Origin of the sequence: Burkholderia savannae (genome assembly GCF_001524445.2) — a bacterium.
Lineage (GTDB): Bacteria > Pseudomonadota > Gammaproteobacteria > Burkholderiales > Burkholderiaceae > Burkholderia > Burkholderia savannae.
In genome coordinates, this window is record NZ_CP013418.1 from 2,606,331 (window position 1) to 2,619,553 (window position 13,223).

General features: G+C 72.3%; 13 protein-coding genes and 1 pseudogene. 10 read left to right on the forward strand and 4 right to left on the reverse strand.

The window, feature by feature from the left end; all coding sequences use genetic code 11:
- Positions 1 to 364 precede the first annotated feature (364 nt).
- The 4 genes from WS78_RS32505 to WS78_RS38075 all read right to left on the reverse strand — a co-directional run bounded on the left by WS78_RS32505 (position 365) and on the right by WS78_RS38075 (position 5,012).
- Positions 365 to 1,543 carry an acetate/propionate family kinase gene (locus WS78_RS32505; protein ID WP_059579391.1) on the reverse strand — a complete coding sequence of 393 codons (1,179 nt, stop codon included), beginning with the start codon at positions 1,541 to 1,543 and terminating at the stop codon, positions 365 to 367.
- On the reverse strand, positions 1,540 to 2,943 hold the full coding sequence (locus WS78_RS32510) for a bifunctional enoyl-CoA hydratase/phosphate acetyltransferase (protein WP_038749325.1): 1,404 nt from the start codon (positions 2,941 to 2,943) through the stop codon (positions 1,540 to 1,542). The genes WS78_RS32505 and WS78_RS32510 overlap by 4 nt, the downstream gene beginning before the upstream one ends.
- A 10-nt stretch (positions 2,944 to 2,953) precedes the next feature.
- A complete protein-coding gene (locus tag WS78_RS32515) occupies positions 2,954 to 4,747 on the reverse strand; it encodes a PHA/PHB synthase family protein (protein WP_059579386.1) in 1,794 nt (597 codons plus the stop codon).
- A 130-nt stretch (positions 4,748 to 4,877) separates the two neighbouring features.
- Positions 4,878 to 5,012, reverse strand: a complete 135-nt coding sequence (locus WS78_RS38075; protein WP_257789115.1) for a hypothetical protein — start codon at positions 5,010 to 5,012, stop codon at positions 4,878 to 4,880.
- Between the two features lie 94 nt (positions 5,013 to 5,106).
- Between WS78_RS38075 and atpD the strand changes: the two are divergent.
- The 10 genes and pseudogenes from atpD to WS78_RS32565 all read left to right on the forward strand — a co-directional run.
- Positions 5,107 to 6,565, forward strand: a pseudogene (gene atpD / locus WS78_RS32525) (F0F1 ATP synthase subunit beta); the annotation flags it as partial.
- Between the two features lie 438 nt (positions 6,566 to 7,003).
- Positions 7,004 to 7,483, forward strand: coding sequence for a F0F1 ATP synthase subunit epsilon (locus WS78_RS32530; protein WP_059579383.1), 480 nt, complete (start codon positions 7,004 to 7,006; stop codon positions 7,481 to 7,483).
- Positions 7,480 to 7,944: an AtpZ/AtpI family protein gene (locus WS78_RS32535; protein ID WP_038749332.1), complete on the forward strand. Its 465-nt coding sequence runs from the start codon at positions 7,480 to 7,482 to the stop codon at positions 7,942 to 7,944. Before WS78_RS32530 ends, WS78_RS32535 begins: the two co-directional genes overlap by 4 nt.
- Entirely contained in the window at positions 7,937 to 8,239 is a 303-nt protein-coding gene (locus WS78_RS32540) for an N-ATPase subunit AtpR (RefSeq protein ID WP_038749334.1), read from the forward strand. Before WS78_RS32535 ends, WS78_RS32540 begins: the two co-directional genes overlap by 8 nt.
- Before the next feature lie 2 nt (positions 8,240 to 8,241).
- Positions 8,242 to 8,943: a F0F1 ATP synthase subunit A gene (locus WS78_RS32545; protein WP_059579435.1), complete on the forward strand. Its 702-nt coding sequence runs from the start codon at positions 8,242 to 8,244 to the stop codon at positions 8,941 to 8,943.
- Complete coding sequence (locus tag WS78_RS32550; RefSeq protein ID WP_004187193.1) at positions 8,940 to 9,188, forward strand: F0F1 ATP synthase subunit C; 249 nt, start codon at positions 8,940 to 8,942, stop codon at positions 9,186 to 9,188. The genes WS78_RS32545 and WS78_RS32550 overlap by 4 nt, the downstream gene beginning before the upstream one ends.
- Positions 9,189 to 9,201: 13 nt before the next feature.
- Positions 9,202 to 9,951, forward strand: coding sequence for a F0F1 ATP synthase subunit delta (locus WS78_RS32555; RefSeq protein WP_038749336.1), 750 nt, complete (start codon positions 9,202 to 9,204; stop codon positions 9,949 to 9,951).
- On the forward strand, positions 9,935 to 11,638 hold the full coding sequence (locus WS78_RS32560) for a F0F1 ATP synthase subunit alpha (protein WP_156437571.1): 1,704 nt from the start codon (positions 9,935 to 9,937) through the stop codon (positions 11,636 to 11,638). Before WS78_RS32555 ends, WS78_RS32560 begins: the two co-directional genes overlap by 17 nt.
- Positions 11,635 to 12,483 carry a F0F1 ATP synthase subunit gamma gene (locus tag WS78_RS36740; RefSeq protein WP_059579379.1) on the forward strand — a complete coding sequence of 283 codons (849 nt, stop codon included), beginning with the start codon at positions 11,635 to 11,637 and terminating at the stop codon, positions 12,481 to 12,483. The genes WS78_RS32560 and WS78_RS36740 overlap by 4 nt, the downstream gene beginning before the upstream one ends.
- 82 nt (positions 12,484 to 12,565) lie before the next feature.
- Positions 12,566 to 12,769, forward strand: coding sequence for a hypothetical protein (locus WS78_RS32565; protein ID WP_038749342.1), 204 nt, complete (start codon positions 12,566 to 12,568; stop codon positions 12,767 to 12,769).
- The last annotated feature ends 454 nt before the right edge of the window (positions 12,770 to 13,223 follow it).

Genomic DNA, 13,223 nt, shown 5'->3' on the forward strand with positions numbered 1-13,223 from the left:
CGCCCGGCGCTCTTTCTGCATCCTCGCTTCGGGCCGCGTCTTGCGATTGCGCCCCGATGCCCGGTTTCGCCGGCCGCGCGGACGCGATCGCTTGCATTAGCGCGAGAGGGCCGATTCACAACCTGCGGCGCGACCTGCGGTGATGCCGGTGGCAGCTGCGTCGGGCGATCGCTCGCCCGACAGCCGGGAGGCATCCGATCGCCGAGGCACCGCCCGCGGCGCCGGCGCGTGGCGCGCGACGCTCAGCGCAAGCCGTGCGGTGCGCGACGCAGCGGATCAGGCGGACGGTCCGCGCCTCCCGCCCCGGAACGACGCGCATCGAGCGGTCGGGAGGCCCGAAGGATCGCCCGACCGGTCCGAGCGCTCACGCATGCAACACCGATGCCGCATCCGTTGCGATCACCTGCTCCTCGTCTGTCGGCACGACGAGCACCGCGACGCGGCTCGCGTCGCGGCTGACGATCTCCGCGTTGCGCGCGTTCGCGTGAGAATCGAGCTCGACGCCGAGCCAGCGCAGCCGCTCGCACACGGCGGCGCGCGTCTCGGCCTGATGCTCGCCGATGCCCGCGGTGAACACGAGTGCGTCGAGGCCGCCGAGCGTCGCCGCGAGCCGCGCGGTCTCGCCGGCGATCCGGAATGCGAACAGCTCGAGCGCGTCGCGCGCGCCGGCCGACGGATCGGCGAGCAGCACGCGCGCGTCGCCGCTCACGCCGGACACGCCGAGCAGGCCGGAGCGGTGATACAGCATCTGCTCGACCTCGTCGACCGAATGGCCGAGCATCTTCTGCAGATGCAGCACGACGCCCGCGTCGAGCGCGCCGCAGCGCGTGGCCATCGGAATGCCGTCGAGCGTCGAGAAGCCCATGCTGGTGTCGCGGCTCACGCCGGCGTCGAGCGCGCAGAGGCTCGCGCCGCTGCCGAGGTGCGCGGCCACGACCTTGCCGCGCGCGAGCGCCGGGTGCCGCTCGCGCAGCCGTCCGGCGACGTACCGGTACGACAGCCCATGAAAGCCGTAGCGCTTGACCCCTTCGTCGAACAGCGCGCGCGGCAGCGCGAAGCGCCGCACGAGATCGGACTGGGTGCGGTGGAACGCGGTGTCGAACGACGCGACCTGCGGCAGATGCGGCCGCAGACGGCGCAGCGCGCGAATCAGCCGCACGCTCTGCGGCTGGTGCAGCGGCGCGAGCGGCACGAGCGCCGCGATCGCGTCGAGCGTGCGATCGTCGATGCGCACCGGGCCGTCGAACGCGTCGCCGCCGTGCACGACGCGATGGCCGACCGACACGAGCTCGTGCAGCGACAGATGCGCGGCGATCCAGTTGAGCGCCTCGTCGAGCACCTCGTGCAGATCGTCGGTGACGGGCGCGGCGAGCGGCACCGTGCGCGCGTCGCCGCCGTTCGCGTATTCGAACTGGAGCGGCGTGCGGTTGAAGTCGATCTTGCCGCGCCCGAGCGGCGCGGGCTCGCCGTTCGCGACGCTGTAGAGGCCGATCTTCAGCGTCGACGAGCCGGCGTTGAACGTCAGCAGCAGCGGCTCGCTCATGACGCGAGCGCGCCGGCGCGCGTCCTCTCGGCGACGAGCTTCGCGAGCGCGGCGGACGCGATCCGCACGCGCAGGCTGTCCGCGCGGCTCGTCAGGATGATGGGCAGCCGTGCGCCGAGCACGAGGCCCGCGCCGTCGGCGCCCGCGAAATACATCAGTTGCTTCGCGAGCATGTTGCCCGCCTCGAGGTCGGGCACGAGCAGGATGTCGGCGTCGCCCGCGACGGGCGACGCGATGCCCTTCGACTGCGCGGCGATCGCGCTCACCGCGTTGTCGAACGCGAGCGGCCCGTCGACGATCGCGCCCGCGATCTGTCCGCGCGCGGCCATCACGGTGAGCGCGGCCGCGTCGAGCGTCGAGGGCATCTTCGGGTTGACGGTCTCGACCGCCGCGAGCACCGCGACGCGCGGCCGCTCGACGCCGAGCACGTGCAGCAGGTCGACCGCGTTCTGGCAGATGTCGCGTTTTTGCTCGAGCGTCGGCGCGATGTTGATCGCCGCGTCGGTGATGACGAGCGGCTTCGGATACGCGGGCACGTCCATCGCATACACATGGCTGATGCGCCGCTCGGTGCGCAGCAGCGACGCCGGGCCGACGACCGCGGCGAGCAGCTCGTCGGTGTGCAGGCTGCCCTTCATCAGCGCGGCGACCTGGCCCGCGCCGCCCATCTCGACCGCGCGCGCGGCGGCCGCGTGGCTGTGCTCGACCGCTTCGATCCGCACGCCCGCGAGATTCACGCCGGCCGCCTCGGCGGCCGCGCGGATCTTCGCCTCGGGGCCGATCAGGATCGGATCGATCAGGTTCTCGTCGCGCGCGTCGATCGCCGCGCGGATCGCGTCGGGCGAGCACGGATGCACGACGGCGGTGCGCAGCGGCGGCTGCTCGCGCGCGTCGCGCACGAACGTCTCGTAGCGGTCGTGGCGGCGCACCGCGACTTCCGGCCCCGGCACGCGCTCCCACGTGAGCGGCTTGTCGGGCGCGATCACGGTGGCGGTGCCGCGCAGCACGACCTGGCCGTCCTGGTTCGTGCAGCAGGTGTCGAGCAGCACGATCCGCTTCTCCGGACGCTTTTCCTTGACGGTCACGGTGGCCGTGACCGTGTCGCCCGGCGCGACCGGATGCCGGAACTCCAGCGTCTGGTCGAGATAGATCGTGCCCGGCCCTGGCAGCTTCGTGCCGAGCACCGCGGACACGAGCGCGCCCGTCCACATTCCGTGGACGACGACGTGGCCGAACAGGTCGTGCGCGGCGAACGCCGCGTCGAGGTGCGCGGGGTTCACGTCGCCCGACATCGCGGCGAACAGGTCGATGTCGTCGCGCGACGCCATGCGCACGACCGACGCGCTGTCGCCGATCGCGAGCGAGTCGAACGGGCGGTTCTGCAGGATTTCGCGGTCCACGCGGCGCTCCTTATTTCTGGAACACGTAGGTGCCCGGCGCGTCGCCGAGCGCGTGTGCGCCCGGCTTGCCGAGCGGCGGCGGCGCGACGCGCTGCGTGCTCGAATGCCCGGCGAGCCACTTGTGCCACGCGGGCCACCACGAGCCCTCGAAGTCCGTCGCGCCGGCGAGCCATTCGTCGGGCGAGATGTTCGGCGCGTCGGCGGCCGTGAGCTTCATCCGGTAATGGCGCTTCGGATGGCCCGGCTCGCTGACGATGCCCGCGTTGTGGCCGCCCGCCGTCAGCACGAACGTCACGTCGCTGTCGGTCAGGTAGTGGAGCTTGTAGACCGAGCGCCACGGCGCGATGTGATCGTGCTCGGTGCCGACGGCGAAGAACGGCGCGCGGATGTTGTGCACCGACACCGTTTGAGCGTCGATCACGTAGCGGTTGGTCGCGAGATCGTTGTCGAGGAACAGGTGGCGCAGATATTCGGAGTGCATCCGGTACGGCATGCGCGTCGAATCGGCGTTCCACGCCATCAGATCGATCATCGGCGTGCGCTCGCCGAGCAGATAATCGTGGACCACGCGCGACCAGATCAGATCGTTCGACATCAGCAGCTGGAACGATCCCGCCATCTGGTGCGCGCCGAGGTACCCCCGCTCCCACATCATGCTCTCGAGGAAATAGATCTCGCTGTCGTCGATGAAGAGCTGCAGCTCGCCCGGCTCGGCGAAGTCCGTCTGCGCGGCGAGCAGCGTGATCGACGCGAGGCGCTCGTCGCGCGCGTTCGCCATCGCCGCGGCCGCGAGCGCGAGCAGCGTGCCGCCGAGGCAGTAGCCGGTCGCGTGAATCTTCGCGCCGGGCACGATCTTGCCGATCGTGTCGAGCGCGTCCATCACGCCGAGCCGGCGGTAGTCGTCGATGCTCAGGTCGCGATCGCTCGCGTCGACGTTGCGCCACGAGATGCAGAACACCGTGTGCCCCTGGTCGACCAGATAGCGGATGAGCGAGTTGTGCGGCGACAGATCGAGGATGTAGTACTTCATGATCCACGCGGGCACGATCAGGACGGGCTCCGCGTAGACGTCGGGCGTCGTCGGCCCGTACTGCAGCAGCTCGATCAGGTGATTGCGGAACACGACGCGCCCGGGCGCCGTCGCGAGATCCTTGCCGACCTGGAAGCGCTCGACGCCCGCGGGCGGTTGCTTCGTCAGAAGGCGGCGGACGTCGTCCAGATAATTCCACGCGCCTTGCGCGAGATTCGCGCCGCACGACAGCACGGTGCGCTGCAGGACTTCCGGATTCGTCGCGACGTAGTTCGCCGGAGCGAGCATGTCGAGCATCTGCCGCGCGGTGAACGCGACGACGTCCTCGTGATGCGGCGACACGCCGGGCACGTCGCGGGTCGCCGCGCGCCACCATTGCTCGGCGAGCAGGAACGTCTGATTCCAGAAGCGGAACGGCTCGAGTTGCCATGCGCTCGCGCGGAAGCGCCGGTCGCCCGGCGACGGTTGCGCGGGCGCGTTGGGCGCGTGCCCGGTCGCCGCTTCGAACAGGTATTCGGCGAGCTGCACGGCGTGCTTCGTCGCGAGCGTCGCGAGCTCCGCGCGCTTGCCGGGCGCGGCCGCGAGGTGAATCAGCCAGTCCGACAACGCGAGCTGCAGCGACGCGGGCGACAGGCCCGACGTCAGCTTCGCGAGCGACGCCTCCTTCGCGAGATCGAAGATGCGATACGGGCTTTCCGGCGCGTACGACGCGGGCGGATGGGCGGGCGGCGGCGCGGCGGGCGCGCCGGGTTCGGGGGTGTGGCGTGTATCCATCGGGCTTCCTTCGGCTGGCGCTGCGCGGGCGACGGCATGACGAAGTACGGCGGCCGATGCGGCGGCCGCGCGCGAAGCCGCGCCGCGGGCGTTGCCGCCCGCCGCTCGCTTCGACCGCATGCGTCGACGATCACTGACACGGCCACTGTAGCCACGCATAGGTCTGTGGAATCTGATTTGCATCAATGACGGACGCCGCGGCAATCGCGTCGCCGCCGCGCGTTTTCGCACGGATCGTTTCGCTTCGCGCGATGGATCGTTTCATCTGGCGATTTCCCGTTTCTTGACCGAGATCAGCCGGCGGGCGCCGCCCGTCGTTATGGTGAAGCCATCGACGAACCACTCAGGCGGGAGCGAGCGTGGCGGAACTGCATGCGACGAATGGCGAGACTGCGGCGCAAGCGGCGCGCGACGGGCGCGTCGTCGCGGTGCGCGGCGCGGTCGTCGACGTCGCGTTCGACGGCGGCGTGCTGCCCGCGCTGAACGACGCGCTCGTCATTCCGGTCGACGGCGCCGCGCCGATTCTCGCCGAGGTGCATGCGCACCTGAGCGGCACCGCGGTGCGCGCGCTCGCGCTCGGCCCGACGGGCGGGCTCAGGCGCGGCGCCGCCGCGCGCGCCACGGGCGGGCCGATTCGCGTGCCGGTGGGCGACGCGGTGCTCGGCCGTCTGCTGACCGTGACGGGCGAGCCCGGCGACGACGGCGCGCCGCTCGCGGCGGGCGTCGCGCGGCGGCCGATCCATCGCGGCGCGCCGCCGCTGTCCGAGCAGAAGAGCGCGACCGCGCTGTTCGCGACCGGCATCAAGGTGATCGACCTGCTCGCGCCGCTCGCGCAGGGCGGCAAGGCGGCGATGTTCGGCGGCGCGGGCGTCGGCAAGACGGTGCTCGTGATGGAGCTGATTCATGCGATGGTCGAACGCTATCGCGGGATCTCCGTGTTCGCGGGCATCGGCGAGCGTTCGCGCGAAGGCCACGAGATGCTGCTCGACATGCGCGGCTCCGGCGTGCTCGGCCGCACGGTGCTCGTCTACGGGCAGATGAACGAGCCGCCCGGCGCGCGCTGGCGCGTGCCGCTCACCGCGCTCGCGATCGCCGAGCATTTTCGCGACGAGCGCGCGCAGAACGTGCTGCTCCTGATGGACAACGTGTTTCGCTTCGTGCAGGCGGGCGCCGAGGTGTCGGGCCTGCTCGGGCGGTTGCCGTCGCGGGTCGGCTATCAGCCGACGCTCGCGAGCGAGGTCGCGGCGCTGCAGGAGCGGATCGCGTCGGTCGAGGGGGCGGCCGTGACGGCGATCGAGGCCGTGTACGTGCCCGCCGACGATTTCACCGACCCCGCCGTCACCGCGATCGCCGCGCACGTCGACAGCATGGTCGTGCTGTCGCGCGCGATGGCGGCCGAAGGGATGTATCCGGCGATCGATCCGGTCGCGTCGTCGTCGATCCTGCTCGATCCGCTCGTCGTCGGCGACGGGCACGTCGAGGTGGCGATCGAGGTGCGCCGCGTGATCGAGCACTACCGCGAGCTGCAGGACGTGATCGCGCTTCTCGGCATCGACGAGCTCGGCGCGGACGATCGGCGCATCGTCGGCCGCGCGCGCCGGCTCCAGCGCTTCCTGACGCAGCCGTTCGCGGTGACCGAGGCGTTCACGGGGCAGGCGGGCGCGTCGGTCGAGATCGCCGACACGATCGCCGGCTGCCGCGCGATCCTGCGCGGCGATTGCGACGATTGGCGCGAGAGCTCGCTGTACATGGTCGGCACGCTCGACGACGCGCGGCGCAAGGAAGAGGCCGCGCGCGACGCGGACGCGCGGCGCGATGGCGGGAGCGGCGCGGCGGGCGCGCATCGCGCGGGCGGCACGAAGGGCGCAGATGGCGTGAAGGGCACGGACGGCGCAGATGGCGCGGACGGCGTGCAGGGCGCGATCGGTTTGAATGAATTGGCGGGTTCGACGAACACAACGCGTTCGACGGAGACGAATGGCGCGAGCGCCGCGAACGGCGCGAACGGCGCGAACGGCGAGAACGGCGAGAACGGCGAGAACAGCGAGAACAGCGAGAACAGCGAGAACAGCGAGAACAGCGAGAACAGCGAGAACAGCGAGAACGGCGGCGCCTCGGCTTCTCGCGGCGAGAAAGCGGGCGCGAGCGGCGCGAATGCGGCGAAGGCCGCGACAACGAACGCCGCCGCGAGCGATCGCGAGGCCGCCGAGACGCGCGCGCCCGCACCCGGCCCCGACGCGCCGCAAGGAGCGCCACATGCCCGCTGAGCTGCGCCTCGCGATCGCGACGCCGGCGCGCGTGTGCGTCGACGATTTGCCGATCGTGTCGCTGCGCGCCGAGGACGCGAGCGGCTCGTTCGGCATCCGCGCGGGCCACGTCGACTTCGTCACGCTGCTGCGCGCGTCGGTCGTGCGCTGGCGCACCGCCGCCGACACGCGCAGCAGCGCGACGCATGACGTCACGCATTACGCGGCGATCGACGGCGGCGTGCTGCGCGTGACGCGCGGCTCGCGGATCGAGATCGCGTGCCGCGAGGCGGTGCTCGGCGAGTCGCTCGCCGAGCTCGACGCGATCGTGCGCGGCGTGCGCGCGGCGCAGCTCGACGAGAAGCGCCGCGCGCGGGTCGACGAGACGCGGCTGCACGCGCAGGCGATGCGGCGGCTCCTCACGTATCTGCGGCCCGAGCATGCGAAGGACGGCATGCACGCGCCGCTCAAGCCGGAGACGCTCGAATGACGAAGCCTCGCCCGGCCGATGCGAAGCGCGACGCGGGAGCGGATGCCCGTGCCGGCGCGAAGCCCGCGGCGGCGTCCGCGGCGGGAGACGATGCGAAGCGCGCCGGGCCGCCCGCCGCGCGGGACGTGTCGAAGCGCGACGCGCCGCCGCCCGCCGGCACGGCGCGAACGCCCGCCGCCGACCGCGTCGAACAGGCGGCGCGCACGGCCGCGAAGCGCGCGGCGCGCGGCGCGCGCGATCCGGAGCCGTCGCTCGGCCGGCGCCTCGCGCAGATCGGCGTGCTCGGCTGGACGATCCTCGCGCCGACGCTCGCCGCGCTCGCGCTCGGCCGCTGGCTCGACCGCGCGTTCGCGTCGCGCGTGTTTTTTTCCGCGCCGCTCTTGATGTTCGGCGCGGCGCTCGGTTTCTGGCTCGCATGGCGCTGGATGAAAACTCAACAAGAAGGAGATCGCGATGATTGAAATGTGGGAAGCCGCGCGCGCGTCGTTCGACGGCGTCGCCGTCGCGATCGGGCTTGCAGCGGGGCTCGCGGCGGGCGCGTGCCACTTCGTATCGCTCGGCTGGAACAGCCGCTTGTTCGTCGCGGGCCGCGCGGGCGCGGCGCTCGCGCTGCAGCTTCTGCGGATCGCGCTCGCGGTCGCGGTGCTCGTCGTGCTCGCGCGCGCGGGCGCAGGCATGCTCGTCGCGGGCTCGGCGGGCTTCCTCGCCGCGCGCTCGATCGCGGTGCGCCGCGCGCACGCGCTGACGGGAGCGTGACGATGAACGCGTCGCCGCTGTCGACCGTGCCGGTGTTCTCGATCGGCCCCGTCGGCATCTCGGAGCCCGTGCTCGCGACGTGGGCGATCATGGCGCTGCTCGTCGTGCTCGCGCTCGTCGCGCGCAGGCGGCTGAGCGTCGACGCGCCGTCGCGGCTGCAAAGCGTGCTCGAGCTGTTCGTCGCGACGATCGACGCGCAGATCGCCGACACGATGCAGACGCCGCCCGCGCGCTACCGCGCGTTGATCGGCACGATCTTCGCGCTCGTGTTCTGCGCGAACAGCGCGTCGCTCGTGCCGGGCGTCGAGCCGCCGACCGCGCATCTGGAGACCGACGCCGCGCTCGCGCTCGTCGTGCTCGCCGCGACGCTCTATTACGGCGTGCGCGTGCGCGGCCTGCGCGGCTATCTCGCGACGTTCGCCGAGCCGACCTGGGTGATGATTCCGCTGAACGTCGTCGAGCAGCTGACGCGCACGTTCTCGCTGATCGTGCGCCTGTTCGGCAACGTGATGAGCGGCGTGTTCGTGATCGGCATCGTGCTGTCGCTCGCCGGTCTGTTCGTGCCGATTCCGCTGATGGCGCTCGATCTGCTGACGGGCACCGTGCAGGCGTACATCTTCATGGTGCTGTCGATGGTGTTCATCGGCGCGGCCGTGTCCGGTGAAGAAACTTCCGCGCCGCGGCGCGGGCAGGAGAACTCATGAACAATCTCATCGAAGTGGTCAGCATCGCGGCGGCCGCGCTCGCGGTGTCGTTCGGCGCGATCGGTCCCGCGCTCGCGGAAGGGCGCGCGGTCGGCGCGGCGATGGACGCGATCGCGCGGCAGCCGGATGCGTCCGGCACCGTGTCGCGCACGCTGTTCGTCGGGCTCGCGATGATCGAGACGATGGCGATCTACTGCCTCGTCGTCGCGCTGCTGCTGCTGTTCGCGAATCCGTTCGTCAAGTGACGGGGAGACGGCGATGCGAATCGACTGGTCCACGCTCGCGCTGCAGGCGGTCAACGTCGTCGTGCTCGTGTGGCTGCTGTCGCGCTTCCTGTTTCGGCCCGTCAGCGACATCATCGCGAAGCGCCAGGCCGCCGCGCGCAAGCTGATCGACGACGCGGCGCACGAGCGCGACGCCGCGCGCGCCGAGCACGAACGGGCGCGCGCCGAGCGCGCGTCGCTCGCCGCGGCGCGCGACGACGCGTTGAAGGACGCGCTCGCGCAGGCGGGCGCCGAGCGCGAGCGCCTGATCGAGGCCGCGCGCGCCGACGCGCTGGCGCTGCGTGAAGCGGCGCGCACGCAGGCGCAAGCCGACGCCGCGCAGCGCGCGAAGGAGCTCGACGCGCGCGCGACGCGCCTCGCCGTCGACATCGCCGCGAAGCTGCTCGCGCGGCTGCCCGACAGCGCGCGCGTCGCGGGCTTCGTCGACGGCGTGGCGGCGTCGCTCGCGCGACTGCCGGCCGACGTGCGCGCGTCGCTCGCCGCGAACGACGCGCAAGTGCGGCTCGTCGCGCCGCGCGCGCTGACCTCGCAGGAGGCGGCCGCGTGCCGCGCGGCGTTCGCGGCGAGCGTCGGGCGGCCGCTCGAGGCCGACGTGCGCGTCGATCCCGCGCTGATCGCGGGGCTCGAGCTCGAATCGAAATACGCGAACGTGCGCAACAGCCTGCGCCAGGATCTCGCGACCATCGAGGCGGCGTTGCTGAACGACGATGACGCAAACCATTGACGCAACCGAGGCGGGCTGGCTCGCGCGCCGCCGCGACGCGCTCGCGCGCGTGTCGCTCGCGCCCGTCGCGCAGGCGGTCGGGCGGGTCGAGCGCGTCGCGGACGGGATCGCGTTCGTGTCCGGCCTCGAGGACGCGATGCTCAACGAAGTGCTGCGCTTCGACGGCGGCGTCACGGGTTTCGCGCACACGCTCGACGAGGATCTGATCAGCGTCGTGCTGCTCGATCCGGATGCGAGCGTCGAGGCGCAGGCGGCCGTCGCGCGCACGGGCGCGGTGCTCGAAGTGCCGGTCGGGCCGCAGCTGCTCGGGCGCGTCGTCGATCCGCTCGGCCGCCCGCTCGACGACGGCGCGCCGCTCGGCGCGGCCGGCACGCTGCCGATCGAACGCGCCGCGCCCGCGATCATCGAGCGCGATCTCGTGAGCGAGCCGCTCGACACCGGCGTGCTGATCGTCGACGCGCTCTTCACGATCGGGCGCGGCCAGCGCGAGCTGATCATCGGCGATCGCGCGACCGGCAAGACTTCGCTCGCGATCGACGCGATCGTCAACCAGCGGCACTCGGACGTGATCTGCGTGTACGTGGCGATCGGCCAGCGCGCGAGCGCGGTGCAGCGCGTGATCGACGCGGTGCGCCGCTACGGCGCGCCCGAGCGCTGCATCTTCGTCGTCGCGCCGGCCGCGTCCGCGCCGGGGCTGCAATGGATCGCGCCGTTCGCGGGCTTTTCGATCGCCGAGTATTTCCGCGACCGGGGGCAGCACGCGCTCGTCGTCGTCGACGATCTGACGAAGCACGCGGCGACGCACCGCGAGCTCGCGCTCCTCACGCGCGAGCCGCCCGGCCGCGAGGCGTACCCGGGCGACATCTTCTACGTGCACGCGCGCCTGCTCGAACGCGCGGCGAAGCTGTCGGCGAAGCTCGGCGGCGGGTCGCTGTCCGCGCTGCCGATCGCGGAGACCGACGCGGGCAACCTCGCCGCGTATATTCCGACCAACCTGATTTCGATCACCGACGGGCAGATCGTGCTCGATTCGGCGCTGTTCGCGGCGAACCAGCGGCCGGCCGTCGACGTCGGGCTGAGCGTGAGCCGCGTCGGCGGCAAGGCGCAGCATCCGGCGCTGCGCGGCGCGTCGGGCCGCCTGCGGCTCGACTACGCGCAATTCCTCGAGCTGGAGGCGTTCACGCGCTTCGGCGGGCTTACCGACGCGCGGCTGCGCGCGCAGATCACGCGCGGCGAGCGGATTCGCGCGTCGATCACGCAGCCGCGCTTTCGCGCGCTGCGCACGCTCGACGAAGTGGTGCTGCTGAAGGCGCTCGCGGCAGGCGCGCTCGACACGATGCCGCCGGATCGCATCGCGCCGTTGCGCGAGCGGCTGCCGTCGTGGCTCGACGCGCGGATCGCGGCGCTGACGCCGGCGGGCGCGCCGCCGCGCGACTGGCTCGCGGACGACGCGGCGCTCGCGACGCTCGTGGAATCGGTCGGCGAGCTGCTCGAACGGATCGCGGCTGACGCCGCGCATCTCGCGGCGGGGCATATGCGTTCGGAAGACGCGGCGGGCGACATGGGCGGCGGGCTCCGCGGCGACGACGGCGAACTGGGGAGCGGCCGCGATGCGCCTGCCGACGCGGCGCGCGCCGAACCTGCGCCGCCGCGCGACGCCGAAGCCGACGCGGAGCGCAAGCGATGAGCGACAAGCTTGCCGCGATCGAAGCGCGCACCGACACCGCACGCCAACTGCAGACGGTGATCGGCGCGATGCGGGGCGTCGCCGCCGCGCGCGCGCACGAGGCGCAGCAGCGCTTGCCGGGAATCCGCGCGTCGGCGGCGACGGTCGGCGCGGCGATCGGCGACGCGCTGTCGGCCGGCGCGCCCTCGCGTGACGCCGCGCCCGCCCGCCGGGCCGCGCCGAACGCGCGGCTCGTGATCGTGATGTGCAGCGAGCAGGGATTCGTCGGCGCATACAACGCGCAGATGATCGAATATGCGACGCGGCCCGACGGGGCCGCGTCGCGCGAATACATGATGGTCGGCACGCGCGGCGCGATGCTCGCCGAGGCGGGCGGCGTGCCGCTCGTCTGGAGCATGCCGATGGCGTCGCACGCGGACGACGTCGTGCACCTCGCGAACCGGATCACCGATGCGCTCTACGCGCATCTCGCCGAGCGCGGCGCGCAGCCGGTGTCGATCGTCCACGCGATGCCGGGCGCCGCGCAGCGGCTCGACGTGATCGAGCGCCGCCTGCTGCCGTTCGACTACGCGCGCTTCGACAGCGCGCCGCGCGCGCAGCCGCCGCTCGTGCATCTGCCGCCCGCGGCGCTGCTCGCGGAGCTCGCGCAGGCGTACGTGTTCGTCGAGCTGTGCGAAGCGGCGATGCTCGCGTTCGCGGCGGAGAACGAGGCGCGCACGCGCGCGATGATCGCCGCGCGCGAATCGGTCGAGCGTACGCTCGGCGAGCTGCTGCAGGCGTATCGGATCGCACGGCAGGACGAGATCACGGCGGATATCGTCGAGTTGGCGGCGAGCGCGCTTTGAGTGGGGACGCGAACGAGTCGCGCGGAGCCGGACGCGGCGATGCCGCGCGCGTGCGTCTCGACGATAGGCGCGCACGCGCGCGATGATCGCCGCGCGCGAATCGGTCGAGCGCACGCTCGGCGAGCTGCTGCAAGCGTATCGGATCGCGCGGCGGGGCGAGATCACGGCGGATATCGTCGAGTTGGCGACGCGCGCGATGCGAGTGCGGAAATGCTCACGGCGTGACGTCGCGCGACTCGGCAAGGCCGGCTTCGCAGCCGTCGAACTCGGCGCGTATCCGGTGTGATCGTCGCCGGATCGCACGCTCGGCATCGTGCTGCCGCGCGCTCGCGCTCGTCGGCGACGCACGGCCGAACGGTTTCGATACCCGCGCGTGCGGCGAATCGATCGCATCCGCGGCGAACGGCCGCGCAAGCGGCGAATCGTGTGCGGAACCGCGAGCCGATTGGTGCGCCGATTCGCGAGCCGACTTGTGCGGCGACCCACGCGCCGACTCATGCGCCGACCCACGCGCCGATTCACGCGCCGATTCACGCACCGACTCATGCACCGACCCACGCGCCGACTCATGCACCGACTCACGCACCGACCCACGCACCGACTCACGCACCGACTCACGCACCGACTCATGCGCCGCGCGCACCCGACATGCCGCGGCGCCGCGCAACGCAAGCGAATCGTCAACGGAACCGCGCGACGCGCCGAGCGCGGTTGACGCACGTCAATGACCGGCGCCGTGC

What these genes read in the sequence shown, in the direction of transcription:
- WS78_RS32505 (WP_059579391.1), bottom strand. Translation starts at nt 1,543, where the DNA reads ATGAGCGAGCCGCTGCTGCTGACGTTCAACGCCGGCTCGTCGACGCTG.
- WS78_RS32515 (WP_059579386.1), bottom strand. Translation starts at nt 4,747, where the DNA reads ATGGATACACGCCACACCCCCGAACCCGGCGCGCCCGCCGCGCCGCCG.
- WS78_RS38075 (WP_257789115.1), bottom strand. Translation starts at nt 5,012, where the DNA reads ATGAAACGATCCATCGCGCGAAGCGAAACGATCCGTGCGAAAACGCGC.
- WS78_RS32530 (WP_059579383.1), top strand. Translation starts at nt 7,004, where the DNA reads ATGCCCGCTGAGCTGCGCCTCGCGATCGCGACGCCGGCGCGCGTGTGC.
- WS78_RS32535 (WP_038749332.1), top strand. Translation starts at nt 7,480, where the DNA reads ATGACGAAGCCTCGCCCGGCCGATGCGAAGCGCGACGCGGGAGCGGAT.
- WS78_RS32540 (WP_038749334.1), top strand. Translation starts at nt 7,937, where the DNA reads ATGATTGAAATGTGGGAAGCCGCGCGCGCGTCGTTCGACGGCGTCGCC.
- WS78_RS32545 (WP_059579435.1), top strand. Translation starts at nt 8,242, where the DNA reads ATGAACGCGTCGCCGCTGTCGACCGTGCCGGTGTTCTCGATCGGCCCC.
- WS78_RS32550 (WP_004187193.1), top strand. Translation starts at nt 8,940, where the DNA reads ATGAACAATCTCATCGAAGTGGTCAGCATCGCGGCGGCCGCGCTCGCG.
- WS78_RS32555 (WP_038749336.1), top strand. Translation starts at nt 9,202, where the DNA reads ATGCGAATCGACTGGTCCACGCTCGCGCTGCAGGCGGTCAACGTCGTC.
- WS78_RS32560 (WP_156437571.1), top strand. Translation starts at nt 9,935, where the DNA reads ATGACGCAAACCATTGACGCAACCGAGGCGGGCTGGCTCGCGCGCCGC.
- WS78_RS36740 (WP_059579379.1), top strand. Translation starts at nt 11,635, where the DNA reads ATGAGCGACAAGCTTGCCGCGATCGAAGCGCGCACCGACACCGCACGC.
- WS78_RS32565 (WP_038749342.1), top strand. Translation starts at nt 12,566, where the DNA reads ATGATCGCCGCGCGCGAATCGGTCGAGCGCACGCTCGGCGAGCTGCTG.